At 74.1% G+C, this 26,779-nt stretch carries 24 protein-coding genes; 4 read left to right on the top strand and 20 right to left on the bottom strand.

The window, feature by feature from the left end; all coding sequences use genetic code 11:
• Nucleotides 1-156 precede the first annotated feature (156 nt).
• The 19 genes from BCAV_RS08515 to ggh all read right to left on the bottom strand — a co-directional run bounded on the left by BCAV_RS08515 (nucleotide 157) and on the right by ggh (nucleotide 20,285).
• Entirely contained in the window at nucleotides 157-468 is a 312-nt protein-coding gene (locus tag BCAV_RS08515) for a MoaD/ThiS family protein (protein ID WP_015882187.1), read from the bottom strand.
• The gene (moaA, locus tag BCAV_RS08510; RefSeq protein ID WP_015882186.1) at nucleotides 461-1,543 is read right to left on the bottom strand and encodes a GTP 3',8-cyclase MoaA; all 1,083 of its coding nucleotides are present in this window, start codon (nucleotides 1,541-1,543) and stop codon (nucleotides 461-463) included. Before moaA ends, BCAV_RS08515 begins: the two co-directional genes overlap by 8 nt.
• The gene (locus BCAV_RS08505) at nucleotides 1,540-2,217 is read right to left on the bottom strand and encodes a nucleotidyltransferase family protein (RefSeq protein ID WP_015882185.1); all 678 of its coding nucleotides are present in this window, start codon (nucleotides 2,215-2,217) and stop codon (nucleotides 1,540-1,542) included. The genes moaA and BCAV_RS08505 overlap by 4 nt, the downstream gene beginning before the upstream one ends.
• On the bottom strand, nucleotides 2,204-3,322 hold the full coding sequence (locus tag BCAV_RS08500; protein WP_015882184.1) for an XdhC family protein: 1,119 nt from the start codon (nucleotides 3,320-3,322) through the stop codon (nucleotides 2,204-2,206). Before BCAV_RS08500 ends, BCAV_RS08505 begins: the two co-directional genes overlap by 14 nt.
• Entirely contained in the window at nucleotides 3,322-4,332 is a 1,011-nt protein-coding gene (gene fgd / locus BCAV_RS08495; protein ID WP_015882183.1) for a glucose-6-phosphate dehydrogenase (coenzyme-F420), read from the bottom strand. Before fgd ends, BCAV_RS08500 begins: the two co-directional genes overlap by 1 nt.
• A 30-nt stretch (nucleotides 4,333-4,362) precedes the next feature.
• Nucleotides 4,363-5,313 carry a 2-hydroxyacid dehydrogenase gene (locus BCAV_RS08490; protein ID WP_015882182.1) on the bottom strand — a complete coding sequence of 317 codons (951 nt, stop codon included), beginning with the start codon at nucleotides 5,311-5,313 and terminating at the stop codon, nucleotides 4,363-4,365.
• A complete protein-coding gene (locus BCAV_RS08485) occupies nucleotides 5,310-6,512 on the bottom strand; it encodes an enolase C-terminal domain-like protein (protein ID WP_015882181.1) in 1,203 nt (400 codons plus the stop codon). The genes BCAV_RS08490 and BCAV_RS08485 overlap by 4 nt, the downstream gene beginning before the upstream one ends.
• Nucleotides 6,509-7,696 (bottom strand): MFS transporter, encoded by a 1,188-nt coding sequence (locus BCAV_RS08480; protein WP_015882180.1) that lies wholly within the window; start codon nucleotides 7,694-7,696, stop codon nucleotides 6,509-6,511. Before BCAV_RS08480 ends, BCAV_RS08485 begins: the two co-directional genes overlap by 4 nt.
• The gene (locus BCAV_RS08475) at nucleotides 7,693-8,931 is read right to left on the bottom strand and encodes an amidohydrolase family protein (RefSeq protein ID WP_015882179.1); all 1,239 of its coding nucleotides are present in this window, start codon (nucleotides 8,929-8,931) and stop codon (nucleotides 7,693-7,695) included. Before BCAV_RS08475 ends, BCAV_RS08480 begins: the two co-directional genes overlap by 4 nt.
• 1 nt (nucleotide 8,932) lies before the next feature.
• Nucleotides 8,933-9,760, bottom strand: coding sequence for a carbohydrate ABC transporter permease (locus BCAV_RS08470; RefSeq protein ID WP_015882178.1), 828 nt, complete (start codon nucleotides 9,758-9,760; stop codon nucleotides 8,933-8,935).
• On the bottom strand, nucleotides 9,757-10,707 hold the full coding sequence (locus BCAV_RS08465) for a carbohydrate ABC transporter permease (RefSeq protein WP_015882177.1): 951 nt from the start codon (nucleotides 10,705-10,707) through the stop codon (nucleotides 9,757-9,759). Before BCAV_RS08465 ends, BCAV_RS08470 begins: the two co-directional genes overlap by 4 nt.
• Before the next feature lie 63 nt (nucleotides 10,708-10,770).
• Nucleotides 10,771-12,063 (bottom strand): ABC transporter substrate-binding protein, encoded by a 1,293-nt coding sequence (locus BCAV_RS08460; RefSeq protein WP_015882176.1) that lies wholly within the window; start codon nucleotides 12,061-12,063, stop codon nucleotides 10,771-10,773.
• A gap of 17 nt (nucleotides 12,064-12,080) precedes the next feature.
• Nucleotides 12,081-13,286 (bottom strand): amidohydrolase family protein, encoded by a 1,206-nt coding sequence (locus BCAV_RS21590; RefSeq protein WP_015882175.1) that lies wholly within the window; start codon nucleotides 13,284-13,286, stop codon nucleotides 12,081-12,083.
• The gene (locus BCAV_RS08450; RefSeq protein ID WP_015882174.1) at nucleotides 13,280-14,392 is read right to left on the bottom strand and encodes an NAD/NADP octopine/nopaline dehydrogenase family protein; all 1,113 of its coding nucleotides are present in this window, start codon (nucleotides 14,390-14,392) and stop codon (nucleotides 13,280-13,282) included. Before BCAV_RS08450 ends, BCAV_RS21590 begins: the two co-directional genes overlap by 7 nt.
• Nucleotides 14,389-15,366, bottom strand: a complete 978-nt coding sequence (locus BCAV_RS08445; protein ID WP_015882173.1) for an LLM class flavin-dependent oxidoreductase — start codon at nucleotides 15,364-15,366, stop codon at nucleotides 14,389-14,391. The genes BCAV_RS08450 and BCAV_RS08445 overlap by 4 nt, the downstream gene beginning before the upstream one ends.
• Nucleotides 15,363-16,268, bottom strand: coding sequence for an FAD binding domain-containing protein (locus BCAV_RS08440; RefSeq protein ID WP_015882172.1), 906 nt, complete (start codon nucleotides 16,266-16,268; stop codon nucleotides 15,363-15,365). Before BCAV_RS08440 ends, BCAV_RS08445 begins: the two co-directional genes overlap by 4 nt.
• Nucleotides 16,265-16,747, bottom strand: a complete 483-nt coding sequence (locus BCAV_RS08435; protein WP_222836677.1) for a (2Fe-2S)-binding protein — start codon at nucleotides 16,745-16,747, stop codon at nucleotides 16,265-16,267. Before BCAV_RS08435 ends, BCAV_RS08440 begins: the two co-directional genes overlap by 4 nt.
• Complete coding sequence (locus BCAV_RS08430; RefSeq protein WP_015882170.1) at nucleotides 16,744-18,963, bottom strand: xanthine dehydrogenase family protein molybdopterin-binding subunit; 2,220 nt, start codon at nucleotides 18,961-18,963, stop codon at nucleotides 16,744-16,746. Before BCAV_RS08430 ends, BCAV_RS08435 begins: the two co-directional genes overlap by 4 nt.
• Entirely contained in the window at nucleotides 18,960-20,285 is a 1,326-nt protein-coding gene (gene ggh, locus BCAV_RS08425) for a glucosylglycerate hydrolase (RefSeq protein ID WP_015882169.1), read from the bottom strand. Before ggh ends, BCAV_RS08430 begins: the two co-directional genes overlap by 4 nt.
• 179 nt (nucleotides 20,286-20,464) lie before the next feature.
• On the opposite strand from ggh, the gene BCAV_RS08420 reads away from it, so the two are divergent.
• The 3 genes from BCAV_RS08420 to BCAV_RS08410 are packed head-to-tail and all read left to right on the top strand — an operon-like array spanning nucleotide 20,465 to nucleotide 23,607.
• Nucleotides 20,465-21,751, top strand: a complete 1,287-nt coding sequence (locus BCAV_RS08420) for an ROK family transcriptional regulator (RefSeq protein ID WP_144016747.1) — start codon at nucleotides 20,465-20,467, stop codon at nucleotides 21,749-21,751.
• Nucleotides 21,748-23,055, top strand: coding sequence for an FAD-binding protein (locus BCAV_RS21585; protein WP_015882167.1), 1,308 nt, complete (start codon nucleotides 21,748-21,750; stop codon nucleotides 23,053-23,055). The genes BCAV_RS08420 and BCAV_RS21585 overlap by 4 nt, the downstream gene beginning before the upstream one ends.
• Before the next feature lie 60 nt (nucleotides 23,056-23,115).
• Nucleotides 23,116-23,607, top strand: coding sequence for a nucleoside deaminase (locus BCAV_RS08410; protein WP_015882166.1), 492 nt, complete (start codon nucleotides 23,116-23,118; stop codon nucleotides 23,605-23,607).
• A gap of 15 nt (nucleotides 23,608-23,622) precedes the next feature.
• Here the strand turns inward: BCAV_RS08410 and BCAV_RS08405 are convergent, their stop codons facing one another.
• Nucleotides 23,623-24,360, bottom strand: coding sequence for a GAF and ANTAR domain-containing protein (locus tag BCAV_RS08405; RefSeq protein ID WP_015882165.1), 738 nt, complete (start codon nucleotides 24,358-24,360; stop codon nucleotides 23,623-23,625).
• A gap of 441 nt (nucleotides 24,361-24,801) precedes the next feature.
• On the opposite strand from BCAV_RS08405, the gene BCAV_RS08400 reads away from it, so the two are divergent.
• Nucleotides 24,802-26,775, top strand: coding sequence for an ABC1 kinase family protein (locus BCAV_RS08400; protein ID WP_015882164.1), 1,974 nt, complete (start codon nucleotides 24,802-24,804; stop codon nucleotides 26,773-26,775).
• Nucleotides 26,776-26,779 lie beyond the last annotated feature (4 nt).

The following is a 26,779-nucleotide window of genomic DNA, read 5'->3' as shown; positions in this document are numbered from 1 at the left end:
ATCCACAGGCTCATGGACCGCCGGCTCACGCCGGCACACGGATCCTCTCGCGGTGGCGCAGAAAACCTCTCGCGGTGGCGCAGAAAACCTCTCGCGGTGGCGCAGAAAACCTCTCGCGGTGGCGCAGAAAACCTCTCGCGAAGTGGGAGGCGGGGGTCAGCCGCCGGCGAACGGTGGGAGAACGTCCACGCGTCCGGCGAGCGGGGCGGCGTCGTCAGTCTCGACGACCCCGTCCACGAGGAACGACCCCGTCCGGACGACGGCGCCCATCGCGTCCCCGTACCGCGCCAGCAGTGCCGCGCGCAGGTCACGGATCGTCCCCCCGGCGACGACGAGCTCCTCCTCCGAGCGCCCCGTCACCTCCTCCGCGGCCGCGAAGTAGCGGACCGTCACCGTCCGCGGCGCGCGATCCCGGCCGTCCACGCCTGCCGTGCCGCCGGGCGCCGTCCGCGTGTGCAGCTCAGCCACCGATTGCTCCCATGCTCCGTGCGGGTGGCCGGAAGCCCTCCGCGTCGATCCCGTGCCCGGCCCACTTCCGCCACATCCCGCCGCGCCACAGCTCGGCGATCGCGACGTCGTCCGCCCCGGCGCGCAACGGGCCGCGCAGGTCGGTCTCGTCGTCGCTGAACAAGCAGGAGCGCACCGTGCCCTCCGCCGTGAGCCGCGTCCTGTCGCACGCCGCGCAGAACGACCGGGTCACCGAGGCGATGATGCCGACGCGCTCCGGCCCGCCGTCGACCTCCCACTCCTCCGCGGGCGAGGCCGGGTCGTCGCGACCCACCGGCGTGAGCGTGAAGCGCCGCCCGAGCCGCTCGAGCAGCGTCGCGGCGTCGACCATCTCCTCGCGGCGCCACGCCTCGTCGGCGTCCAGCGGCATCTCCTCGATGAACCGCAGCCGGACGCCCTCGGCGAGACACCACGCGAGCAGGTCGGGTGCGCCGTCGAGCGTCGCCGCCATGAGCACGGCGTTGACCTTCACTGGCGCGCCGCCACCGAGGCCGGCTTCGCGCGCCGCCCGGATACCGGCCATGACGTCCGGGAGCCGGTCTCGGCGGGTCAGCGCCGCGAACGCCTCGCGGTGCACGGTGTCCAGGGACACGTTGACGCGCGTGAGCCCCGCTCGCACGAGCTCGTCGGCCTTGCGGTCCAGCCCGATCCCGTTGGTGGTCATCGCCAGCGGCAGGTCGGGCCGTCCCGCGCGCCCGGCCGCGGCCCGTGCCTGCGCGACGATCTCCGGCAGGTCCTTCCGCACGAGCGGCTCGCCGCCGGTGAACCGGATCTCGCGGATGCCGAGGTCGCGGACGGCGATCTCGACGAGCCGCCCGATCTCCGACGGCGTCAGGAGGTCGCTCCGCGGGATCAGCGGCAGCCCTTCCGCCGGCATGCAGTACGTGCAGCGCAGCGAGCACTTCTCGGTCACGGAGATCCGCAGATCGCGGGCGATGCGTCCGAACGAGTCGACCAGGCTGGGGACGGCGGGACGCTCCGCGGCGTCCGGCGGCGTGAAGCGCACGCGCGGCATGCCGAGGCTGAGCAGCGTCATCCGTCCTCCTCCCGTCCCCTCCAGCCTAGGGCGCCGCGGGGACCGTGCCCGCCGGGGGCGTCGGCGGCCGCCGCCACGTCGGCGGGCGTGTCGAGGTCCGGTCGCGGCCCGATCTCGACGCCGACGGCGCCCGCCAGCAGCGCCCGCGGCCCGGCGTCGCCGCGAGCCTGCGCGATCGCCTCGGCGACGCGCTCCGCCCCGATGACCACCGGGTGCCCCGGGGCGCCGTCGTGCAGCGCGCGGCCGAGGCCGTGCCGCAGAGCCGCGGCAGGAGGCTGACCGCTCGCACCGGCGACGACGACGGCGTCCACGACGGCTGTCACGTCGGCTGCGGCGGTGGTCAGGACGTCGACGGGCACGACGACGACGGCGTCGCTCGCCTCGGGGTCGATCCGCGCCAGGCCGGCGCGCACCCCGGCTCCGAGCCCCTCCTCCCAGTCGGGCACACGAACGACGGTCACGTCACTGTCGAGCGCCGCCACGACGTCGTCCGCCGCTGCCCCCACCGTGACGAGCACGGGGTCGCACCCGGCGTCGCGCAGCATCCGCGCGGCGCGCCGCACCCAGGTCTCGCCGGACGCCGTCGTCAGCAGCGCCTTGGGTCCACCCATGCGGCGGCCGGCCCCGGCGGCGAGCACGAGCCCTGCCAGGCGCGGCGCCTCAGGCGTGCTCACGCGCCACCTCGTGGTGCAGCGGCCCGGCCGTCCCGCTCAACGGCGCCCCGCTTCCCCGCGACCGGACGGCGACCACCTCGGCCATGATCGACAGCGCCGTCTCGCGGGGGCTGCGCCCGCCGAGGTCGAGACCCACCGGCGAGCGCAGCCGTGCGAGCGCCTCCTGGGGAACCCCGCGTGCACGCAGCCTCGCGAGCCGGTCGGCGTGCGTGCGCCGCGACCCCATCGCGCCGACGAACGCGAGGTCGGCCGCGAGAGCGACCTCGAGCAGCGGCTCGTCGAACTTCGGGTCGTGCGTGAGGACGACGACGACGGTCCGCCCGTCGACGCGCCCGGCCCCCAGCTCCGCCGCGAGGTAGCGGTGCGGCCAGTCGACGGCGATCTCGTGCGCGTCGGCGAACCGCTCCCGGGTCGCGAACGTGGCGCGGGCGTCGCACAGCGTGACGCGGAACCCCAGGAACGCCCCGAGCGTCGTCACGGCAGCCGCGAAGTCCGTGACGCCGGCGACGATCAGACGCGGGGACGGCGCCACGACGTCGACGAGCACGCGGATCCCGACGCCCTGCCGGCTGCCGTCGAGCCCGTACGTCAGCTCAGCCGTCCGGCCGGCGGCGACGAGGCTCGCCGCGTCGTGCGCGAGGGCGGAGTCGAGCCGGTCCGAACCGGTCCCGCCAGCGAGCAGACCCTCCGGTCCGACGGCGACCGACGCCCCCGGCGTCCCGCCGTCGTGCGCCACCACCGTCGCAAAGGCGACCGGCACGCCGTCGGCAACGCGCTGCGCGAAAGCGCGGAGCGGCTCTGCGTCCCGCACCCGCTGCAGGAAGATCTCGACGGTGCCGCCGCAGGTGAGGCCGACGGCCCCGGCGTCCTCGTCACTCACGCCGTACCGGACGAGCTGCGGGACTCCGCTGTCGAGCACCTCCACCGCGCGCGCGTGCACGTCCGCCTCGACGCAGCCCCCCGTGAGCGAGCCGAGCACCGAGGAATCCGAGCGCACGAGCATGCGCGCGCCGACGCCGCGCGGCGCCGAGCTCCAGGTGGCCACGACCGTGGCGAGCGCGAACGGCTCCGCGCCCTCGGCCACGGCCGCGAGGACGGCGTCCATCAGCTCACCTGCCGCTCCCGGGCCCGCAGCCGCGGCAGGATCTCCTCGGCGTAGCGCTCGAGGAACGCTGCCTGGTCCGCCCGGGGGTCGTGGAAGACGAGGTGCGTGAAGCCCATCTCGACGTAGGACCAGATCCGCTCCACGTGCTCGTCCGGGTCGTCGGAGACGATCCACCGGCTCGCGGTGCGCTCGGTCGGGAGCGCGTCCGCCAGCCGTTCCATCTCGACGGGGTCCTCGACACCGACCTTCTCCTCGGACGTGAGCGCCAGCGCGCCCCAGTTCCGCGTCGCCTCGAGGGCCCGGGCGTGGTCCGGGTCGTACGACACCTTCATCTCGATCATGAGGTCGAGGTCGGCGAGCGTCCGGTCGCTCTTCGCCGCGCCCTCCGCGAGCGCCGGCAACAGCGTCTCGGTGTACAGCTCCCGCCCCTTGCCGCTCGTGCAGATGAAGCCGTCGCCGACGCGCCCCGCCAGCCGGGTGGCGGACGGCCCCGACGCCGCGACGTACAGCGGGACGGGCACGTCCGGACGGTCGTAGATCGTCGCGTCCCGGGCGCTGTAGTACGTGCCGTCGATCGTGACGCGCTCCCCCGCCCACAGCGCCTGGATGAGCGCGATCGCTTCCCGGAACCGTGCGTACCGTTCCTTGCCGTCCGGCCAGGGCAGGCCGAGCGGCGCCTCGTTCATCGACTCGCCGGAGCCGACGCCGAGAGTGACCCGCCCGGGCGCGAGGCAGCCGAGCGTGGCAAACGCTTGGGCGACGACGCCCGGGTGGTAGCGCAGGGTAGGCGTGAGCACGCTCGTGCCGAGCAGCACGCGCTCGGTGCTCGCGGCTGCCGCGCCGAGCCACGGCAGCGCCGCAGGGGCGTGGCCCCCGGTGTGCCGCCACGGCTGCAGGTGGTCGCTCACGAACACGGAGTCGAACCCGGCCTGCTCGGCCAGCACGGTGTACGCGAGCAGGTCCCGCGGCGCGAACTGCTCCGCCGACGCCTTGTACCCGAGTCGCAGCATGGTGTCCTTTCGGTGGTGGTGCCTGGGCTCTCAGCCCGCGTCGGTGGTGGTGAGATCGAGCAGCGCGCCCCGGACGGCGTCGCCGACGAGTGCGCGGACACGCTGTCGCGCCTGCACGGTACCCGCCGCGATGTGTGGCGAGGCGTACACGTTCTCGAGCGCCAGCAGCGGGCTCGACGGCGGCAGCGGCTCGGTCGCGAACACGTCGAGGGCGGCGGCGGCAGGTCGCCCTGCCTCGATCGCTGCGGCGAGCGCCACCTCGTCGACGAGCTCGCCGCGCGCGGCGTTGACGAGAACGCTTCCGTCCCGCATCCGGGCCAGCCGGCGCGCGTCCAGCAGGTGGCGGGTCGTGTCGGTGAGCGGAGCGTGGAGGGTGACGACGTCGGACCCGCCCAGCAGGTCGTCGAGCTCGACCTGCCGGCCGTCGAGGGCGTCGCCGGGCGGCACCGGGCGCGAGTCGGTGAGCAGCACCGTGGCCCCGAACCCGCGGAGCCGGCGGTGCACGGCGCGGCCGATCGCACCGTAGCCCACGATGCCCACCGTCATCGCCCCGAGCTCGCGGCCGAGCGGCCGCGCGTGCCAGCCGTGCTCGCGCAGGTCGCGATCCGCGGCGGTGCCGTCGCGCAGCATGAGCAGCATCGCCATGAGCGTCCAGTCGGCGACCGCCTCCGCGTTGTAGCCGGGCGCGTTCACCACCGTGATCCCGTGGGCGCGGGCTGCGTCGAGGTCGACGACGCCGTCCAGCCCGACGGCCGGGTGCACGAGCAGGCGGCACCGTCGCATCCGGGCGAGGACGGCACCGTCGAGCGGGAACGTGCGCGCGGCGTCGCCGATGACCACGTCGGCCCGCTCGAGATCGGGCAGCACTTCCGCCATCGGCGCCCCGCGGCGCGCGAGCACGACCTCCACGTCGCCGTCGGCCACCCACCCCTCGACGAGGTCGCGCGGGTAGTCGGACAGGCAGACGAGGACGGCGCTCATGCGGCGTCACCGCCGATCACGCGCGAGGAGACGACCTTCGCTGGGTCGACGGTCATCCCCAGGCCGGGCGCGGTGGGCGCGGCGATCACGCCACCGACCGGGACGACCGGTTCCCGCAGGACGTGCTGGTACATCGGCATCAGGCGAGCGAGGTACTCCATCTGCGGCACGAGCGCGGGCGACGCGGCGAACGACAGCGCGGCGTTGCACTGCAGGGACTGCCCGTGCGGCACGAGCTGCCCACCGGCCGCGCTGATGAGCGCCATGATCTTCGTGAGCTCGGAGATGCCGCCGGCCCAGTGCGGGTCCGGCTGGTGGAGATCGAGCACGTCAGCGGCGAGGAGCTCGCGGTACCCCCACCGCGTGTACTCGTGCTCCCCGCCCGCGATCCGGACGCCGTCGGGCAGGCGTCGCCGCAGCGTGCGGTAGCCCTCGAGCTGGTCTGCCAGCAGGGGCTCCTCGATCCAGGCGACGCCCTGGTCGCGGGTGGCGCGTGCGACCTCGAGCGTGAACGGCACGTCCCACCCGCTCCACGCGTCGAGCATGATCGCGACGCCGTCACCTGCGGCGTCGCGCACCGTGCCGACGAGCTCGACGACGGACTCGACCCCGGCCGCGCCGTCCTCCGGGCCCCACCGAGGGAACCACTTGAGGCCCGCGAACCCCTGCGCCACCAGCTCCCGGGTGCGCGCCGCCACGTGCTCCGGCTCGAGGCTGTCGCCCAGCGTCGAGGCGTAGGCCGGGATCTCGGACCGCGTCGGGCCGCCGAGCAGCACGTGCGCCGGGACTCCGAGGTGCTGCCCTCGGATGTCCCAGAGCGCGCAGTCGACGGCGGACAGCGCCGTCATCCCGGCACCGGCACGGCCGTGGATCGCCGAGCGGTACAGCACGTCCCAGAGCCGCTCCGTCGCCAGCGGGTCGGCGCCGAGGAGCAGCGGGCGGAGCACGGTGGAGACGATGAACGCCTGCTCCGGCGACAGCTGGGCCGTGCTGCCGCGCAGCCCGGTATCCGTGTCGACGTGGAGGAAGACGGACCGGATCTCGTACCGTCCCGACGCGACCTCGCGGAACGTCTGCGGCCCGCGCGCGCGGAACTCGGGGTACACGTCCGTGGGTCGACGCAGCCGGTCCGCGAAGATCGGTTCCGGTGCCTCGACGTGGCTGACGTACTCCACGCACGTCACGTCGGTGACTCTCATGCGACTCCCTCAGGGTCGGTGGATCGGGCCGCGCTGCGGGCGGACCACGCCGCGGCGGTTCCGACGGCGGCGACGGCGGCGGCGCTCGCCACGAGGGCGCCGTCGCCGCCCCAGGCGGTGCCACCGACGAACCCGAGCAGCGCCGAGCCCACGGCGGTCCCCGCGTCGAACGCGGCGTTCCAGACGGCGCTGGCGGCGGAGGCGTCAGCCGCGGGGAGCGTCCGGTAGCTCATATCAAGGGTGACGGTCTGGAGTCCACCGTAGGCGAGCCCGAACACGGCCGCCCCCGCCGTGACCGCGCCAGCGCCGGCCGTGGTGAGACCGACGGCGAGCAGCACGAGGCCGACCGCCGCGCACCCGACCAGCACGGGCAGCACGAGCCGCGGTCCGAACCGGTCCAGGACCGTGCCGATGCGCCAGCGGGCGATCATCCCGACCGCGCCGAACGCGAGCAGGGCCAGGGCGGCCACGGAGCCCTCGGGGCGCTGCAGCGGCAGGAGCGTGACGAGCCCGCCACCGGCGGCCGTGGTCACCACGAGGAGGAGAGCCGGGAGCGCCAGCGCCCTGAGCACCCTGCGCAGCGGCGTCGACCCCGCGGCGCCCGCGCGCTCCGCAGGCAGCCCGCTGACGACGGCGAGCGCGAGGACGGGCAGCGCGCCGAGCACGGCGACGACGGCGAACGATCCGCCGAGCGTCAGGGCGGCGCCTCCGGAGATCCCGACCATCATCGGGATGGCGGCCGACAGGCCGAAGATCCCGATGGCCTCGCCGCGTCGCTCGGGCGGGGCCGCCCGCGGGATCGCGAGCGCCGCGACGACCGTCACGAGGGCGAACCCGACGCCGCGGACGGCGGAGAGCCCGTACAGCACGGGCAGGCCGCTCGCGACGAGGTAGAGCGGGGTGGGCAGGCCGAGCAGCAGGGAGCCGACCACCAGGAGGCTCCGGATCGTGAACCGGCGCATCAGACGCGGCGCCAGGAGCTGGGTCACGACGGTCGTGGCCAGCATCACCCCCGTGATCGTCCCGACGACGGACTCCGGGTGGCCCAGCTGGCCGGCCCAGGCCGGCAGGGCCGCGAGCGTGAGCGAGAAGCTCGTCAGGCCGGCGAAGCTCACGACGAAGGTCGCGCGGATCTCGCGGATGCCCCACAGGGAGCCGGTCGCCGACGCCGTCGTCACGCTCATGCGCCGACCTCGTGCACCGGGCCGCGCCGGGTGACGGCGATGCGCGACACGACGCGACCGGCCCGCCACACGATGCGTTCCGCCGGTGCGAGGGCGAGCGCGTCCTCGAGCGAGTCCGCGCGCACGGCCACGAGATCCGCCCGATCGCCCACGCGCGGTCCGGCCGCGGGCAGCCCGAGCACGGCGCGCGCGTCGCGGCCCACCATGTGCCACGCGTCGCGGGGTGCCTGATGCCCGGCCGTGACCACGAGTGCCGCGGTCTCGAGCGGGTCCAGCCGGCCCGCGGGGTTGAACGGGTCGCGCACGTTGTCTCCTCCGGCGGCGCAGCGCACGCCGGCGGCGCGGAGCGTGTCGATCGCCGTGAGGCCGCGCGTGCTGGGGCCGCCGCCACGGCCCTGGAGGTAGAGGTTCGTGGCCGGCAACGCCACGACCTGAACCCCTGCCTCGGCGACCTCCGCCGCAACGTCGGCGGCCAGCGCCGGGTCCTGCTGCCCGAGCGAGACGCAGTGGCTCGCCGTCACGGGCACGTCCGCCTGCCGTGCGAGACGGGCGAGGTGCCGCAGGGTCAGGACCGCCGGTTCGGTCGTCTCGTCCACGTGGAAGTCGACGGGTCGGCCGCGTTCGACGGCGACGGCGAAGCACTCCTCCATCGCCGCCACCGGGTCCGGCTCGATCGACGGGTTGCCGCCGACGACGTCCGCCCCCGCGTCGAGGGCGTCGTGCAGTCGGGCGCGGTGCGACCGCCAGGACTCGCCGACACCGGGCGGACCGACGTGCGCGACGAGCTGCAGGTCGACGACGTCGGCGGCCTCGGAGCGCACGCGCACGAGCGACTCCACCGCGCGGACGCCGAGCAGCCGGCCGCAGCCGACGTGGCTGCGCACCGCCGTCGCCCCGTGGCCGACCAGGAGACGCAGCGCCCGGTGCGCGCGGGCGCGCACGTCGGCGTCGCTCGCCTCGCCGAGCACCGTCGCGTACCGCTCCATCGCACCGCGGAGCGTCCCGTCGTGACCGGTGACCCGGTCCGCGGTGAACACCTTGTCGAGGTGCGTGTGCGGCTCGGCGAACGCCCCGCACAGCACGTACCCGGTGAGGTCGGTCACCGCGGCGCCGGCGCGGTCGAGTCCGCTGCCGCCGTCGGCTGGCACGACGGCGGTGACGGTGTCGGCGTCGACACGGACGTCGACCACCTCGCCGCTCGCGAGGCGACCGCCACGGAGGAGCTGGACCGTCATCTCAGCCCTTCACCCCTCCTCCGGCGATCTGCGTCACGTACCGCTGCAGGTACCCGAAGATGAGCAGCACCGGGATCATCACGAGCACGCCGGCGGCGAGCAGGCGACCCCAGTCGGTCGTGAACTCGCCGATGAGCGAGTTGAGTCCCACCGAGAGGGTCCGCTTGCTGTCCGTGTCGATGAAGGTGTTTGCGTACAGGAACTCCTCCCACACCTGGATGATCGTGAACACGGCGGCGGCCATGACGCCAGGCAGCGCCGGCGGCAGCACGACGCGCCACAGCGCGCGGAACCGGGTGCATCCGTCGATGAGCGCCGCCTCCTCCGTCTCCACCGGGACGGCGAGAAAGTAGTTGCGCATGAGCCAGATGCAGAACGGCAGCGCGAACGAGACGTACACGACGACGAGCCCGACGAGCGAGTCGAGCAGTCCCAGGTTCTTCACGGTGATGAAGAGCGGGATGGCGAGCATGACCGCCGGGAACATCTGGGCGGCCACGACGACGAGCAGCATGCCCCGGTTGCCGATGAAGGTGAACCGGGCGAAGCCGTAGCCGGCGAGGATCGCCAGCAACAGCGCGACGATCGTCGTCGCCGCAGCGACGATCACCGAGTTCCCGAAGTACGTGAGGAAGTTGGTGTCGAGCAGCTTCGTGTAGTTGCCCAGGAACAGCCCTGACGGCAGGAGTCGCTTGTCGACGCCGTTGAGCTCGCTCGGTGTCTTGAACGACGACACCAGCATCCACAGGAACGGCAGGACCGTGCCGAGGATGAGGACGACGGCGACGAGGTGCGCGCCGAACGAGGCGCGGGTGCGGGTGCGCCTCACCGCTTCTCCCCCTTGCGGCCCTCGACCACGTAGAAGTACGTGACCGCGAGGACCATCATCAGCACGAAGATGACGACCGAGATGGCCGACGCCTTCCCGAAGTCGAACTCCATGAACGCCGTCCGGTACGCGTAGGTCGTGAGGATCTCCGTCGCGCCGACGGGGCCGCCGCGCGTGAACATCCAGATCCCGTTGAAGTTGTTGATCGCCCCCGAGATCGTGGTCAGCGTGACGAGCGCGAGCGACGTGCGGATGCTCGGGATCGTGACGTGGAAGAACCGCTGCCAGGGGCTGGCGCCGTCGACCATCGCCGCCTCGTACTGCTCCGGCGGGATCTGCTGCATCCCGGCGAGCAGGATCACCGCGGTGAACGGCGTCCACTTCCACGCGCTGATGAGCACGAGCACCGGCAGGGCCCAGGTGGGGTCCGCGAGCCACACCGGCGGGTCGTCCAGCAGCCCGCTGCTGCGCAGCACGGAGTTGATCGGCCCCGAGACCGGGTCGAGCAGGAAGCGCCAGATGAGCGCGACCAGCACGGTCGGTACGACCCACGGGACGATGAGCGTCGTCCGGATCGCGCCCCGGGCGAGGAGCCGCTTGTTCAACGTGGTCGCGATGAGCAGGCCGAGGCCGACCTGCACCACGAGGGCCGCCCCGGCCCACACCAGCGTGCGGGCGGTGACGGTCCAGAACGTGGGGCTGGCGAACAGGTTGGAGTAGTTCGCCAGGCCGGCGAACGTGTCCTGCCCGGGCCGCAGCAGGCTCGCGTTCAGGAAGCTCGTGCCGATGGCGTTGAACACCGGGTACCCGATGATCACCGCGAGCGCGACGAACGCCGGGGCGATGTACGCGAACGGTTCGAGGCGCCGGGCGCGCAGCCGACGGCGCCGGGCTGCGGTTGCGCCGGGCGTCGCCGTCTCGGGGCGGGCGGAGGTGATGGTTGACATGTCGTCCCTGGCTCGTGTCCTGCGACGGGCCGCCTCGAACAGGCGGCCCGCCCGGGGTACGGACTAGCTGGAGAGCTTCTCGTTCGCGGCCTCGGCCGCTGCTGTGAGCGCGGCGGCCGGTTCCTGCTGGCCCTGGATGACCGAGTCCCACGCGTCGGCCATGACGCCCCACTCGATGTCGCCCCACACCGGGAGAGCGGGGCGCGCGCGGGTGACGGCGATCTGCTCGATGAAGACCTGGCGATCGGGGTCCTCGGCCGCCCAGTCCGAGGAGATGACGTCCAGCCGCGCGGGGATGTTGCCGGTCTCCTGGATGTACGGCATCTGATCCGCCGCCGTGACCCACTCCGCGAACTGCCAGGCGAGGTCGGCCTGCTGGCTGTTGTATCCGACGCCGATCGCGGTGCCGCCGAGGGTCGTCGCGTTCTCGGCCTGGCCGGGCAGCGGCGCGACGCCCCAGGCGAGGTCCGGGTTGCCCTCCGTGATCGGCGCGGTGCCCCACGGCCCGATCGCCATCATCGCGACACGGCCCTGGACGAACGGCGCCACGTACTGGTCCCAGGAAGCGTTGGCCGCGATGAACTCCGACGGCACGACCTGGTCCGTGAGCGCGAGACCGGCGTAGAACTCCCACGCCTCGAGCCCGAGGTCGTCCGCGAACGCCGCCTGGGTCTGGTCCTCGGTGAGGATCGACCCGCCGTTCTGCCACAGCCACGGCCAGAACAGGAACGACCCGAAGCCGGACGCCCCCATCATGTAGCCGTACTGCTCGCCGCCCGTGAGCTCGATGGCGGCCTCGCGCAGCTCGTCCCACGTGGTCGGCACGGTGATGCCGGCGCCCGAGAGCAGGTCCTCGTTGTAGTAGAGCGCCACGTTGTTCGTCGTGTAGGGCAGGCCGAACTGCTTGCCGTCGTAGCCGGCTCCCGCGAGCAGCTCCGTGCCGAACGCGTCGGCGACGGCGGCGCTGGGCTCGGTGATGTCGGCAAGCACCTGTGCGGCAGCGAGCTGTGGCACGGAGGCGACGTCGACGATCGCGAGGTCGGGGCCGGACCCGCCGCTGGACGTGGTGGTCAGCTTCGGCACCAGATCCTCGGTCGGGATGCCCTGGATGTTGATCGTGACGTCGTGCGCCTCTCCGAACGCCGCGGCGGCCTGGTGCAGCTGCGAGTCGGAGTCACCGGCTGTCGCCGCGTTGGCCCAGAGCTCGAGCGTGCCGCCGCCACCGGAGGAGCCGCCCGACGGCGCCGCGCCGCCCCCGGATCCGGTACCGCAGGCGGTGAGGGTGAGTCCGGCCGCTGCCCCACCGGTGAGGGCGAGCATCTGGCGTCGGCTGAGGCGGGAGGAACGTGCAGGCATGATCGGTCCTTGTCTCTTCACTGAGGGGGAGCAACGCGGGGAAGGGTGTCCACCCCGCTGGATGGACGGGAACCGGTCCGCTCGGCGAGCGTCCGGATCGCGGACGCCGCCTCGGCGGCCAGCTCGGCGACGTCGGCCGACAGGAGCACGCCGTCGCGGAGGATGGGGCGCCCGGCAACGTGCACGTCGGTGACGTGCGCGGGCGAGGCGCGGTGCACGAGGGACCACAGCGGGTCGACCAGCGGCTGCCACGCGGGGGCGCCGACGTCCAGCCGCACGAGATCGCCCCCGGATCCGTCGCCGGGAAGGCCGAGCACGCCCGACGCCGTCGCCGTCGCCATCGCGAACGCGGCGGAGGAGGACAACGCACCGGGGTCTCCCGCCGCCTGTCCCTGGGCGTAGACGGCCTGGCGCATCTCGTGGACGAGGCTCTCCATGCCGTCGACGCCCAGCGTCACGGGCACACCGGCGTCGAGCAGGTCGACCACGCGGGCGACACCCTTCGCGAAGCGCAGATGGTTCGTCGGGCAGTACACGAGGGCGACTCCGCGCTCGGCGAGGAGGTCGATCTCGGCGTCGGTCAGCTCCACCCCGTGCACCAGGACGGTGCCGGGCCGCAGGAACCCGGCCCGGTCGAGGAGCCCGATCGGCCGCACCCCGTGCTCCGCGAGGCACGCGTCGACCTCGGCGCGGTTCTCGGAGATGTGCGTGTACAGCCGCAACCCGAGCCGGTCGGCGGCCCGCACGGCCTGCGCGTAGTCCTCCGGCGCGTTCTGCCGCAGCGACACAGGCGCGAGGAACAGCTGCTCGCGCGGGAGCAGCTCGTCCGCGGTGCGCTCGGCCAGGGAGACGACGTCGGCCACGGACGTCGTGAGCCCGTCGGCGCCGCGGGTCATGATGCCCAGCGCGACGTAGCCGCGTACGCCCACGGCGGCGTGCCCCGCGACGACGGCCTCGAGGAGGCCCGGGCGGTGCAGCGGGTACACGTGGTCGACGACGCTCGTGGTGCCGGCCACCACCTGGCGGGCCGCCCCGAGCGCGGTGAGCGCGCGGTACTCGGCCGGCCCGGCCACGGCCTGCCGGGCGTTCCCGGCGCTGATCGCCTCGCCCAGCGGTGCGCCCTCCGACGCCACGGATCCCGGCACGAACGCGCGGAGGTGGTCGTGCATGTTGACGAGGCCGGGCACCGTCACCGAGGTGGTCGCGGCGTCGTACGTCACCATCGCCCGGTCCTCGTCGCCTCGAGGAGCCCGTCGCGGCCGAGGCCCGCGAGGCCGAACACGTCGAGGGTGCGGCCCGCGGCCCGGTAGTCCGTGCCGGTCGCCACGCCGGCCAGGTGGATCATCGAGTCGATCGTCGGCGTCGCGACGCCCACCTCGAGACCGATCGACGCCATGAGGCAGAGCGCGTACGGCACGTCCTCGGTGATGTACCGGCTCTCGAGCGCCCGAGGCCCGGTGCCGAACGTCGAGTCGGCGAAGGCCGACGAGGCCAGGGTGGCGTGCAGGTCGCCGAGCACCTCCGGCGCGAAACCCTGCTCGACGAGGTACTCCTCGTACCCCTTGAGGTTCGCGAAGCCCAGCTCGCGGCGGATCGCGACCAGCTCGGCGTCGATCGCCCCGATGAACCGGGCCACGGCCGGGCTCGCGCCCTCGCCCCACAGCAGGAACTTGCCGGGGCGGCCCTCGATCGCGCCGAGGTTCGCCAGGATCGGCGGGACGTGGTCGATCGCGTTGAAGTTCAGCAGCACCGTCTCGAGCACGCTCTCACCGGCGCTCACGGACGGCCAGATCGCGCACGCCGTCGCGACGGCGGCGTTCCCCGCCGGCATGCCGGCGGCGATCGTGCCGCCGACCTTGCGCGAGGCAGTGATGAGGCCGGGCGCGCGCACCCGCGCGCCGTACGGGAGGCTGTTGAGCTCGGCGACGTCGACATCGAGCGTGCGGCCGGCGCGCTGCATCGCGGCGACGAGCGCGAGGCTGCCGCCGCCCTCGCCCGCGAAGATCACCTGGGAGCCCGGGCGGACGTGCTCCGCGAGCAGGGTCGCGAACGTGTCGTGACCGAACGCCGGCACGGAGACGACGACGACGTCGGCCGCGGCGGCCGCGGCGGCGGGGTCGAGGCTCGCGCGGGCCGGCGTCTCGGTGATCCCGTGCCACGGCGACCGGAGGCGGATGACGCCGCTGGCCGCGATGGCGTCGATGCTCGCGCGGAACCGCTCGAAGTCGGCGACCGTGACGTCGACGCCGGCGAGGGAGAGCTCGGTGGCGCTGGACAGCGCCCCGGCGCCGGAGCCCAGGACGGTGACGGAGGACGGGAGGGTGCTCATGCGAAGACTTCCTGCGCGAGGGCGGACAGCTGACGGTCGACGGCGGCAGGGTCGCTGCCGCCGACGGAGACGATGACCTCGTCGACGCCGCGGTCGGCAAGGCGACGGAGGCCGTCGGCCACCTCGTCCGCCGCGCCGGCGAGCCCGAACGCCTCGGCCATGGCCGGCGTGACCTGACTCGCAGCCAGGGCACGATCGCCGCTGCGGACGGTGGTGCGCAGCGCGGCGACCTCGTCGCGGTCGAGCCCGTACACCTCGATGAGCTCGTCGGCGTAGGCGCCGCCGGCCATCGTCACGCAGCGGGGAGCCAGAGCGCGCAGCGCGGCGGCGCGGTCGTCGCCGATCTCGACGTCGAGCATGAGGCAGACCTCCGCACGACCGCTCGCGCGGTCGGCGGCGCCGGCGGCCACCCGCTCCTGCACGAACGTGATGTGGCCGTCGGAGATCCCGTGGGTGATGACGCCGTCGGCGCACGAGCCGGCGAGCTCGAGCATCTTCGGGCCGCGCGCGGCGAGGTAGAGCGGGCCGTCCTGGGCCGGCCAACGCAGCGCGGAGCCGTCGGCACTGAACGTCTCGCCCCGTACGTCCGCGGTCCCGGCGGTGAGCTGGCGGATGATGTCGACGGCCTCCCTCGTCAGCTGCAGGGGCCGCCGCATCGAGATGCCCATCTCGCCGGCGAACTCGTAGCCGCCGGCGCCGAGGCCGAGCACGAAGCGGTCGGGCCCGATCTCGCGCAGCGTGGCCGCGAGGCTCGCCAGGAGCGTCGGGTGGCGCAGGAAGGGCGAGACGACGGCGGTACCCAGGCGGACGCGCCGGGTCGCGGTCATCATGAGCGCCAGGGCCGCCGCGACGTCCCGGTGGAAGTAGTGGTCGGCCAGCCACACGCTCGAGAACCCCAGGTCCTCGGCGCGCTGCGCCCATCGGGCGGCCTCGGTGATCGGCTGGTCCAGCCGGACGGTGACGCCTACGTTCACAGGTCCTTCTCTCTCGTGGTCGTGCGGGGGGTGGCGAGCACCTCGCGCAGGAGGCCCGCCGCGCACCGCCGCCGGTAGGCGGCGCTCGCGCGCAGGTCGTCGATCGGGCGGATGTCCTCGCCGACCACAGCGGCGGCAGCAGCCGTCAGCTCCGCCGTCGGCGCCTCGCCCTCGAGCAGTGCCTCGGCCGCGGCGAGCCGGACGACCGTCGGCGCGACGGCGCCCATGGCGAGGCGGACGTCGCTGAGGCGACCGTCCGCCGTCCGACGCCACTGCCACGCGAGGCTGAGGAGGGAGATGGCCTGCGCGCGCCGGCCGCCGATCTTCCGGAAGCCGCCCTCGAGCACGCCCGCAGCATCGCCTCCTCCGGACAGCGGCGCGGGGACCGTCACCGACGCCACCCACTCCCCGGCGCCGAGATCGACGCGACGGGGGCCGAGCAGGAAGTCGGCGAGGGGCACGGTGCGGCGGGATCCCTCCGGCGTCACGACGTCGACGACGGCGCCCGCGGCGAGGAGCGCGGGAACCGTGTCGGCCGCGGGTGAGCCGGTGACGAGGTTCCCGCCGATCGTGGCCCGGTTGCGGATCGTGGTGGAGGCGAACTCGTCGATCGCGGCACGCAGCGTCGCGACGTCGTCACCGAGTGCCGAGGCGACGTCACTGAGCGGATGCACCGCGGAGATCGTCAGGGACGCGGACGCCGCGTCCCGGGCGACGGCTGGCGCCGAACCGGCCAGGCCGGTGACGTCGAGGAGCACGGCCGCGTCGAGCCCGGCCCGGCGTTGTACCAGCAGGTCCGTGCCACCCGCGAGCAGCCGCGGCTGCGGGGTGTGCGCGGCCAGGAGGGTCGCCACGTCGCCGGCCGTGCCCGGGCGGAGCACGCGCGGAGGTGCTGGGTTCATGAGGACTCCCCGGCGTCGGCTCCCGCCGGCGCGGTCCGGCGGGCGCACGCGGCGTCGTGCACGGCGTCGTAGAACCGGTTGTAGCCCGTGCACCGGCACAGGTTCCCGTCGAGCGCGCGCCGGATGGCGTCGTCGTCCGGATCGGCCTCGCGGTCCAGGAGGGCAGAGCAGGAGTTCAGGACTCCGGGGATGCAGTAGCCGCACTGGACGGCCTGACGCGCGACGAACGCCTCCTGCAGCGCGGCGTGGCCGGCGGCCTCGAGGCCCTCGACCGTGCGGACGTCGGCGTCCAGGACCTGGCCCACGAGCACGAGGCACGAGGTGAGCGCGCGGCCGTCCACGACCACCGTGCAGCTGCCGCACTCACCCATGCCGCAGCCCTCCTTCGCCCCCGTGAGGCCGCTGACGTCGCGCAGGTAGTCGAGCAGGCGCAGGCCGTGCTGCTCCTCGGGGACGTCGCCGACGTCGGTGCCGTTCACGCGCACGGGGCCTCCTCCAGCAGGGTCAGGAGCCGTTCCGGCGTCACCGGCAGCTCCCGCGGCAGCACGCCGACGGCGTCGAGGATCGCCGCCGCGATCGCCGGCGGCGTGGGGACGACGACGACCTCGGACATGCCCTTGGCCCCGAACGGTCCGGAGTCCTCGCGCCCCGGGACGAAGAGCGTCGTCATCAGCGGCGTGTCGGTGATGGTGGGCGCGAGGTAGTTCTCGAGGCTCGTGGTCCGAGGCACCCCCGCGACGAGCAGGTGCTCCTCCATGACCGCGAGGCCGAGACCCTGCAGGATGCCGCCCTCCGCCTGCCCGATCGTGGCCGCAGGGTTGATCGGGGTGCCGCAGTCCAGCACGCACAGCAGCTCCGGCACCCGCAGCTCGCCCGTGTGCACGTTGACCTCGACGCGGACCACCTGCGTGCACGTCCCGTACACGCGGTGGGGGGCGAACGTCGCCAGCTGGTCGGGCGGCACGATCCCGATGTCGTCCGTGTCCGGGAGGCGGAACTCCGCCACCACGTCGGCCTCGCCGAGCTCGACGAGCTTCGTCCCGGCGCTCGCCGCGTCGGTGGCGAAGGGCAGCGCGAGCTGGCGGCAGCGCTCGACCAGCTCCTCGCACGCCAGCCGCACGGCGTTCCCGCCGGCGTACGTCGAGCGGCTCGCCGCCGTCGGCCCGGACTCGGGCACCTCGCCGGTGTCGCCGACGCGCACGTCCACGTGCTCGATCGGCAGGCCGAGCGCGTCCGCCGCGACCTGGCCGTAGGTGGTCTGGATGGACTGCCCCGTGTGGTTCGGCCCGGCCCAGATCGTCACGTGGCCGCGTTCGTCGATCCGCAGGCGCGCCCGGGCGGTGTCGCCGGTGCCGCTGCCCATCCCGACGCCCTTCATCGCCGTCGCGACGCCCGTCCCGCGGCGCCACGGTCCGCGCGCCTCGGCCTGCCACGCGGCACGATCTGCCCAGAGCGGGTGCGCCGCGGCGGTCTGCAGCGTCTCGCGCACGGCCAGGCTCGTGGTGGTCCGGTGACGGTACAGGCTGTGCCGGTCGCCGCCGTCGAGCACGTTGCGCAGCCGGATCTCGACCGGGTCCAGCCCGAGCCGGTGCGCGGCCTCCGTCATCGCGTTCTCGACGGCGAACGCGACCTGCGGCACTCCGTACCCGCGGAACGCGCCGGCGTTCGCGTTGTTCGTGTAGTACACGGTGCCGTCGAACGAGGCCACGTCGAACCCGTACGGCCCGGTCGACATCTCGGCCGACGTCTTCATGACGTTGGGGCCGGAGGTGATCACCGGCCCGGTGTCGGCGACGGCGTTCACCGACGAGCCCAGGATCGTGCCGCGGGAGTCGAACCCGATCTCGATGGACGTGACGAACGGGTGCCGCTTCGCGCCGGCCGCCATGACGTCCTCGCGGGTCATGTGCACGTGCACGGGCCGCCCGGTGGCACGGGCGAGCAGCGCGAGGTAGACCGGCATCGGGTCGTCGTTGCGGGAGCCGAACGCGCCCCCCACGGGGTTCGCGATCATCCGCACGGCGTTGGGGTCGACGTCGAGCGCCCGGGCCACCTTGCGCTGGTGCAGTCCTGGGTTCTGCGAGCCGCACCAGATCGTGAACGAGCCGGCCTCGTGCACGGCTACCCCGCCCGGCGTCTCGATCGCCACGTGCTCCTGCCCCGGGGTGCGCACCTCCCGGCGCAGCACCAGGTGTGCGTCAGCGAGCAACGGGTCGACGGCGCCCGAGGCGAACGCGATCCGGCCCGAGACGTTCCCGCCCGCGTGCAGGCGGGGCGCGTCCGGGGCCGCCGCTGCCGCCGGCCCGTCCACCACCGGGAGCGGCGTCAGCTCGAGCCTGATGAGCCCGGCGGCCTGCTCCGCGGTGCGCGCGTCACGCGCCGCGACGAGCGCGATCGCCTCGCCGACCTGCCGGACGACGCCGTCCGCGAGGACCGGCCCGTCGACGTCCCGGGGTCCGAGCGCGTTGACGGGCACGTCCGCAGCGGTGAGCACGCACGCGACGCCCGGGAGCGCCTTCGCGGCGGCCACGTCGACGGCGTCGATGCGCGCGTGCGGGACGGTCGAGCGCAGCACGTGCCCGTGCAGCATGCCGGGCATCCGGCGGTCGGTGACGTAGACGAGCTCGCCCGTCACGATCTCGCGCCCCTCGAGAGCCGGGCGCGACCGCCCGACCCAGGTCGACGCCGTCGTCATCGCTCCGCCTCCGCCGCCCACGCGAGGGCCACCGCCGCCGTCCACGACTGGTTCCTGCTGCCGAGCGCCTGCCCGTCCAGGCTGTCGTAGTACTCGGCGAACGTCAGGTCGCCGAGCTGCGCCCGACCCGCCCGGCCGATCGCGTCCGCCGCGTCGTCGTGCCCGTGGTGCCGCAGCGCCCAGGTGAACAGCCACACCAGCACCGGCCACTGAGGACCGCGCCAGTACGTGCGGCTCACGAACGTGGGGCTGTCCGGCGTCACGGTCGGCGGCACCGGGTGCGCGAGCGCCGGGTGTGCGCACCACTGCGGCCCCAGCAGCTGAGCGACGAGCGCTGCGTAAGCCTCGTGGTCCGTGCCGCACACGAGGGCGGCGAACCCACCGATGGTGTCGGCGTCGATCCAGGTGCCGGCGCGCATGTCGAAGTCGCGCGCGCGACCGGTCTGCGGATCGACCGTGCGGGCGACGGCGCCCCGGGCCCGTGCCGCCATGCCCCGTAGCTCCGCGGCCTCCGCCGGGCGGCCGATGTCCTCGCCGAGCGTGGCGAGGAGGTCGGCCGAGATCGCGTGCGTGGCGGTGAAGAACACGTCGCCGACCCGGAAGTCGACGACCCGGCGGGCGGCCTCGTCGTCGTAGTCGACCTCGACGAGCTGTTCGACGAGCCAGAGGTACCGGTCGTAGTCCGCGTCCTCGGGCCGCTCGTCCGCCGCCGCGACGTGCCGGACGTCCTCGCGCTCGTAGGGCGCCATCCGACCGACGGTGATCCGCGCACACGGCGCGTCCCAGCGCGGCGAGTTGTCCATCCCCGACTCCCACGGGTGGTGGATCTCGACGAGACCTGACGGGTGGGTGCTCCGAGCGGAGTCCAGCCACCGGTGCCAGCGCACCCAGTCGTCGAACGTGTCGAGAAGGAAGGAGCGGAACACCGCGGCGTCCTCTCCCCCGTTCCGCCGCGCGCGCTCACCGATCGAGTAGAGCGCGAGACTGTGTATGGCTGGCTGACAGATTCCCGATGTCGCGACCTCTGGCGCGTGCTCGGCACGCTCGGTACGCCACCGCGCCGGTCCCGGGAAGTACCCGGCGTCGGCGGTGAACACGATGTGCGGGATCATGCCTGTCGCCCACTGCCCGCGGAGCAGGTGTCGCATCTCCTCGACGGCACGCGGGACAGAGAGTGTGGCCCAGCCGATCGCCACGAATGCGGCGTCCCAGGACCACTGGTGCGGGTACAGCTCGGGTGCGGCGACGGTGCGCTGGCCCCGGTCGTTCGCCCGCAGCACCTCGGCTGCTGCATCGGCGAACGAGGTGGCGACTTCGGTCATCTTCGTCCTTCACCCACAGGGCCCGACGTCGGGCCGTTACGTCCAGTTGCCGAACGTAACGGCTAGTCTGACGTTCGTCAACGTGGCATCATGACCGCACACGAACCAGCGGCGGTCCGTGCGTCCGGGGGCGGCAACGAGCCATTCCGGCAGTGCCGAGGCGAGGAGGGCGACCTGTGGTGAGCGAGACCGACCGACCGACCGGCGCGACGTGGCAGGGCGGCCCGCCCGGGAGTGGGACGGACGCCGTCGGCCACGCTCGCGGGCCGTGGCCCGTCGCGATGCCCGCTACCTCCTACGGCGCCCTGGTGAGCTTCATCCGGTCACGCCCCGGACTCACGCGGCACCAGCTCCTCGCAGCGACCGGGATGTCCCGCACCACGCTCTTCGAGCGTCTGGAGGCTCTCTTCCAGCACGGGTACGTCTACCAGGACGGGTCGGCGCCGCCGGGCTCCGGCACACGCGGCCCGGGGCGGCGCTCCGAGCTGCTCCGGTGGGACACGCGCGGGCGTGTCGTCCTCGTGCTCGATCTCGGGCAGACCCACGCGCGCCTGTGCGTGACGGGTGTGGACGGCCGGATCCTGCGTATGCGGGACGTCGCTGTCGAGATCGACACCGACGCGCCCGCCTATCTCGCGGAGCTCTTCCGGATCTCCCACGAGCTCGTCGAGGCCGGGGAGGACGAGACGCTCATCGGCGTCGCGCTCGGCATTCCCGGCCCGGTCGATCCCGCGACCGGCATCCTCGGGACGTCCACGACGATGCCCCGCTGGGAACGTTTCCCGGTCCTGGACAGCATCCGGGACCACTGGCAGGTCCCGGCGGTCATCGAGAACGACGCGCGTGCCTTCGCGCTCGGCGAGTCGAGTGTCATCGGGGCCGACCGCACGGTCCTGGCGGTGAAGTACGCGACCGGGATCGGCGCCGGGATCGTGGACGCCGGTCACGTCCTCGAGGGTGCGGACGGCGCGGCCGGGGACATCGGCCATGTCCGCATCACCGACGACGGTCCGGTGTGCACGTGCGGGCGGCGGGGCTGCCTCGCCGCCTGGGCGTCGGGGCACGCGCTGCTCCGCCGGCTCGCGGACACCGGCGTCCGGAACCTCCGCGACATCGTGGAGCGCGTCGCCGCCGGCGACCCGGCGGTCTGCGCGGCTGTGGACGACGCCACGGCCAGGCTCTCGCGCGTCCTCGCGACCGTGGTCGCGGCAGCCAACCCCGATGACCTGGTCCTCGGCGGCGCTCTCGGCCGCATCCCGCGGGTCGTCTCCCGGATCGACGCCTCGATCCGCCAGGACGTCACGGAGCGCGCGCGCCATCACCTGACGGTCAGCGCCGCGCACCTGGGAGCCGACGGCGCGGTCGTCGGACTCAGCCGGAAGGTGGTCGACCTCGTGTACGACCCAGCGGTGATCGACGCCGCGATCCTCGGCCAGACCGGCGCCGGCACCGCGACACCGGCGTGAGCGGGACGTCCACGGCGCGGTGGACCGAGCCCTCGGACACCGCCTTCGACCGAGCCCGGACCTCGCTGTCGGCGTCCGCCTGGCAGCCGGCGCGCACACCGGCCGCCATCGTGCGCCCGACGGACGCTGACGCCGTCGTCGACGCCGTGACCCGTGCCCGCCACGACGGCCGGCGTCTCGCCGTGCGCAGCGGCGGGCACTCGCTCAGCTGGACGCACCTCGTGGACGGCGCCGTCACGCTGGATCTGCGTGAGCTGCGGTCGGTCGAGCTCGACGCCGCGACCGCGACCGCCTGGGTGGAGCCTGGTGTCACGGTGCTCGAGGCGGCCCGTGCCCTCCGCGCCGCGGGCATGTCCTTCCCGCTCGGCCACGCGCCGACCGTGGGGCTCGGCGGCTACCTGCTCGCGGGTGGGAACGGCTGGAACACGCCGGTGTGGGGACACGGGTGCGAACGCATCCTGGCCGCCGACGTCGTGCTGCCCGACGGGACCCTCGCGCGGATCGACGCCGCCTCGGACCCCGACCTGCTCCGGGCGCTGCGCGGAGCAGGATCCGCGTTCCCGGCCGTCGTCGTAGCCTTCCGGCTGCAGCTCGTCCGCGGGTGCCCTGTCGTCAGCAGGCTCACCGTGGCCGTCGACGCGGATCGACCCGACGCGCTCGGCGCGGCCCTGGACGACGTCGTCGCGGCGTCGCCCCCGCACGTCGAGCTGACCGTGTACTGGCATCCCGGACGGGCCGACGGCGAGCCGCCGCGCGCGCTCGTCTCGGCGACGGCCTTCGGTCCGGACGACGCGCTCGACGCCGTCCGGTCGGCACCGTTCGTGACCGCTCCCCCGGACGTCGTCGTCGTCGACTCCCTCGCCGCCCTCATCGAGACCGTCCCCCGGCACGGCGGCGACGGGATGTTCTCCCACCACACGTGGACCGATGCGCCGTTCCGCGCCGTGCTGCCGGCGCTCCCCCCACTCGAGAGGGGACTCTCCGAGTGCTCGAGCGTGCTGCTGACCACGTCGGCGCGACGCGCCGACGGGGCTGCTCCGTCGGACGCCCTCTACGTCCCACGCGGCTCGATGAGCGTGTCGGCGTACGCGCACTGGGATCCGGCAGCCCAGGGTCATGCCGACGCCATCGGGTGGGCCCGACGCACGATCGGTGCCCTGGATCCGCTGAGCACGGGCCGGTACGTCGGTGAGGCGGACCTCACGCGCGGGGCCGCGGCGCTCTCCGACTGCTTCCCACCGGCGGAGCTCGAGGCGCTGCTCGCGACGACGAGGCGTCATGACCCGGACGGGGTCATGGCCTGACCCACGCCGCGCACGGGGTCAGGAGGCCGGCGACCACCGGCTCTGGGGGATGATGGCCGGATGCCCGAGAGCAGCCGTGACTCCGCCTTCCTCGCCCTGGCGGTCGATCTCGCCACAGCGAACGTCGCCGACGGCGGAGGACCGTTCGGCGCGCTGATCGTGCGCAGCGACGCCCAGCCGGGCGACCACGTCGTCGCGACGGGCACGAACCGGGTGACCCGCGACCACGACGCGACGGCGCACGCGGAGGTGGAGGCGATCCGGGCGGCGGGGCGCGCCGTCGGGAGCCACGCGCTGACCGGCATGACGCTGTACGCCTCGTGCGAGCCGTGCCCGCTCTGCCTCGCTGCGGCGCTGTGGGCGCGGCTCGACCGGCTCGTCTACGCCGCAGACCGCTCCGACGCCGCTGCGGCCGGGTTCGACGACGCCGTGTTCCACGAGGTCCTCGCCGGCCGCGCGGGCAGCCCGCTCGCCGTGGACACGCTCCGCATCGAGCGAGCGGGCGAGCCGTTCGACGCGTGGAGCGTCGCCGCGGGGCGCACGGCGTACTGAGCCGGTGACGCGGCGTCAGGACTGCGCGGCGTCCGCCACCCCGGGGATGCGGCGCGTGCGGACGACGTCGCGGGCGATGTCGGCGAGCCGGGTGTTCGAGCTCTGCGAGACGCGGCTGAGCACCGCGAACGCCTGGGCGTCCGAGACGCCGTAGCGCTCCATGACGATCCCCTGCGCCTGACCGATCACCGTCCGGGTCTGCACGGCCGACTGCAGCTGCTCCTCGGTCCGCGCCGCCTCCAGCGCGGCAGCGGCGACGGCCCCGAACGTCGTCGCCAGCGGCACGACGTCGTCCCGGAACGCACCCGGTTCGCGGGAGTACATGTTCAGCGCGCCGTGCGCCGCGTCCGACGTGTACAGCTGCACCGCCAGCATGCTCCGCACGCCCAGGTCGCGGACCACCCGGTCCGACCAGCGCGGCCACCGCAGGTCGTCGACGAGATCCGCGGACCGCACGATCTCCTCGTCGCGGATCGCGTCGAGGCACGGACCTTCCCCGATCGAGTACTGCAGCTCGTCACCGGCCCGCACCAGCGGATGCGTCGCCGACGGCGTCTCGATCCGCCCGGACCGCACGAGCGAGACGCCGGCGGCGTGGCACCCGTCGATCATCGTGCGGGCGAGGTCCGTGATGCGGTCCAGGGTCTGCTGGAGAGTGGGCTCGGCGGCCAGCAGGCGAACGGCGTCCGCGAGCTGGTCAGTGAGCGGTGGCTCGGCCGCGGAGCCGTTCTGCACCAGCTCGTCGTCGATCACGCGTCGCCGGCCGTCGCGGAGCAGGAGACCTCGCCCGGGCGACAGCGCCCGGGCGAGGTGGGATTCGGTGACCGTCTCACCCGCACAAGGTGTGGCGGTGGATCGTCGCGTAGGCGCCGTTGCTCTCGCTCGGGCCGATCCCCGGCGGGCACGGGACCCGCCGCTCCATACCTCGGGTGGCCGAGCCCCGGTGGTCCAGCCGGTCCCGGCCCGCGAGGGCTCCGCCCGTGCCGCCCGGAGGCGATGACGACGTCGTCGGTCATGCGGTCCCTCCGGATCGCCGACCATGTACGAGGTCATGGCCGGCCCGCGGTTCGGCGGTGGATGAGCCTCGTCTCGACTCGCGCCGAGCATAGCCCAGGGGCCCCCGCAGCGCCCGTGCGAGGAGATGGTCGCTGCCAGGCGACAGCGACCGGCCAGCCTGGATGGTAGAACCGGCAGGTGACCTTCGTCGTCTCGGTCCTCGGAGTCCTCATCGCGGTCGTGCTCGCGGTCGTCGCTGCCCTCATGGTGCGGCGCCTGCTCGGCGTCCCGGTGGGCTGGCCCCGGTCGGTGCTCGTCGGCCTGGCGATGATCTCGCTCGGGGCGTGGTTCGTCAGCGAGGTCATGCTGCGGTCCGGGATGAGCCTCACCTCGGCCGAGGAGAACCCGCTGGGCGCCATGCTCGTGGGCGGGCTCGCGTTCGCGTGGGTCTTCGTGCTCGGGGTGCTGGCGCTCGTGATCCTCGAGGTGTTCGTCCCGACCGGGTCGCTGCCCCACCCGCTGGCGGCGTTCCGCGGGTGGCGCAGTCGCCGGCGCCGCACGAGGCGGTACCTCCAGGTGAGCGCGATCGCGGCGCGGCACGGGCTCGGGGCCGTGGCGGGAGCACCGTTCCGCGGCGCTGCCGACGAGACGCACGGCAAGGCGTTGCGCGACACGCTCGCGGCCTCGGGCGTGACGTTCGTGAAGGTCGGCCAGCTCATGTCGACGCGGCCCGACGTCGTCCCGGAGGACATCGTGCGGGAGCTGTCCACCCTGCAGACCCAGGCGCCGGCCCTGCCGTGGGAGCAGCTCGAGCCGGCGCTCGCCACCGCCCTGGGCAGCGACCCGTCGGACGTCCTCGCGCACGTCGACGCCGAGCCGCTCGCGGCCGCCTCCGTGGCCCAGGTCCACGCCGGCACGCTGCGCACCGGCGAGGAGGTCGTCCTCAAGATCCAGCGCCCGGAGGCCCGGGCCCAGGTCACGGCAGACCTCGACATCCTCGACCGGTTCGCCGCGCGCCTGGACCGCAGCGCGGCTTGGGCGCGCTCGATCGGCGTCCGTGACCTCGCGGACGGCTTCGCGGCGTCGCTGCGCGAGGAGCTCGACTACCGCGTCGAGGCGGAGAACATGCGGGTCGTCGCCGGCGGGGCCGGGCAGGGCTCCGGTCGGGTCGTGGTCCCGCGCGTCTTCGGCGAGCACTCCGGGGAGCGGCTGCTCGTCATGGAACGCCTGCACGGCGTCCCCCTCGGATCCGCGTCGCGGGAGCTGGCCCGGCTCGACGACGAGACGCGGCGGCGCCTCGCGACCGACCTCGTGCGGGAGGTGATGCGGCAGGTCCTCGTCGTCGGCGTCTTCCACGCCGACCTCCATCCCGGCAACGTGATCCTGCTCGACGACGGCCGGCTCGGCCTGCTCGACTTCGGCTCGGTCGGTCGGCTCGACCCGGCGTCGCGCGACTCGATCGCCCTGCTGTTCGCCGCGTTCGCGCGGCAGGACGGCGTCGGGGCGACCGACGCGCTCATCGACCTGCTCGAGCGGCCCGAGCATCTCGACGACCGGCAGGTCGAGCGGGAGGTCGGCCAGGTCGTCATGTTCGCGACGTCGGGCGCCGCGACCGCCGGGTCCTCCGGGGTGTTCGCGCAGCTGCTCCGCGTCGTCCAGCGGGCGCAGCTCGGTGTGCCGCCCCAGGTCGCGGCGGCGTTCCGGGCGTTCGCCGCGCTCGAGGGCACCCTCGCCCTGATCGACCCGGAGCTGCCGCTCGTGGCGACGGCGACGTCCGTCGGTCGGGACCTGATGGGGGCGCGGTTCGACCCGGCGTCCCTGCGGACGACGCTCGAGACGCAGCTGGCGGCGTACCTGCCGCTCGTCCAGCGCCTGCCGCGCCGGATCGACCGGCTCACCGACGACCTGACGACGGGCCGGTTCACCGCGAACGTCCGGGTCCTCGCCGACCCGCGGGACCGGCGCTACGTGACCTCGCTCGTGCAGCACGTCGTCGTCGCCGTCCTCGCCGGTGCGGCGACGCTCGGCGCCATCGTGCTGCTGGTCGCGGACACCGGGCCGTTCCTGGTCGCCGGCGTCCGGCTCTACACGTACCTCGGGTACGGGCTGCTGCTGGGTGGGTTCGTGCTCGCTCTGCGAGCCCTGGCCGGCGTCGTCCGACGGGAGGCCTGACGCC

Source organism: Beutenbergia cavernae DSM 12333, from assembly GCF_000023105.1.
Classification (GTDB): Bacteria; Actinomycetota; Actinomycetes; order Actinomycetales; family Beutenbergiaceae; genus Beutenbergia; species Beutenbergia cavernae.
Note: the sequence above shows the minus strand (reverse complement) of the source record. Positions and strands in the feature narration are given on the sequence as shown.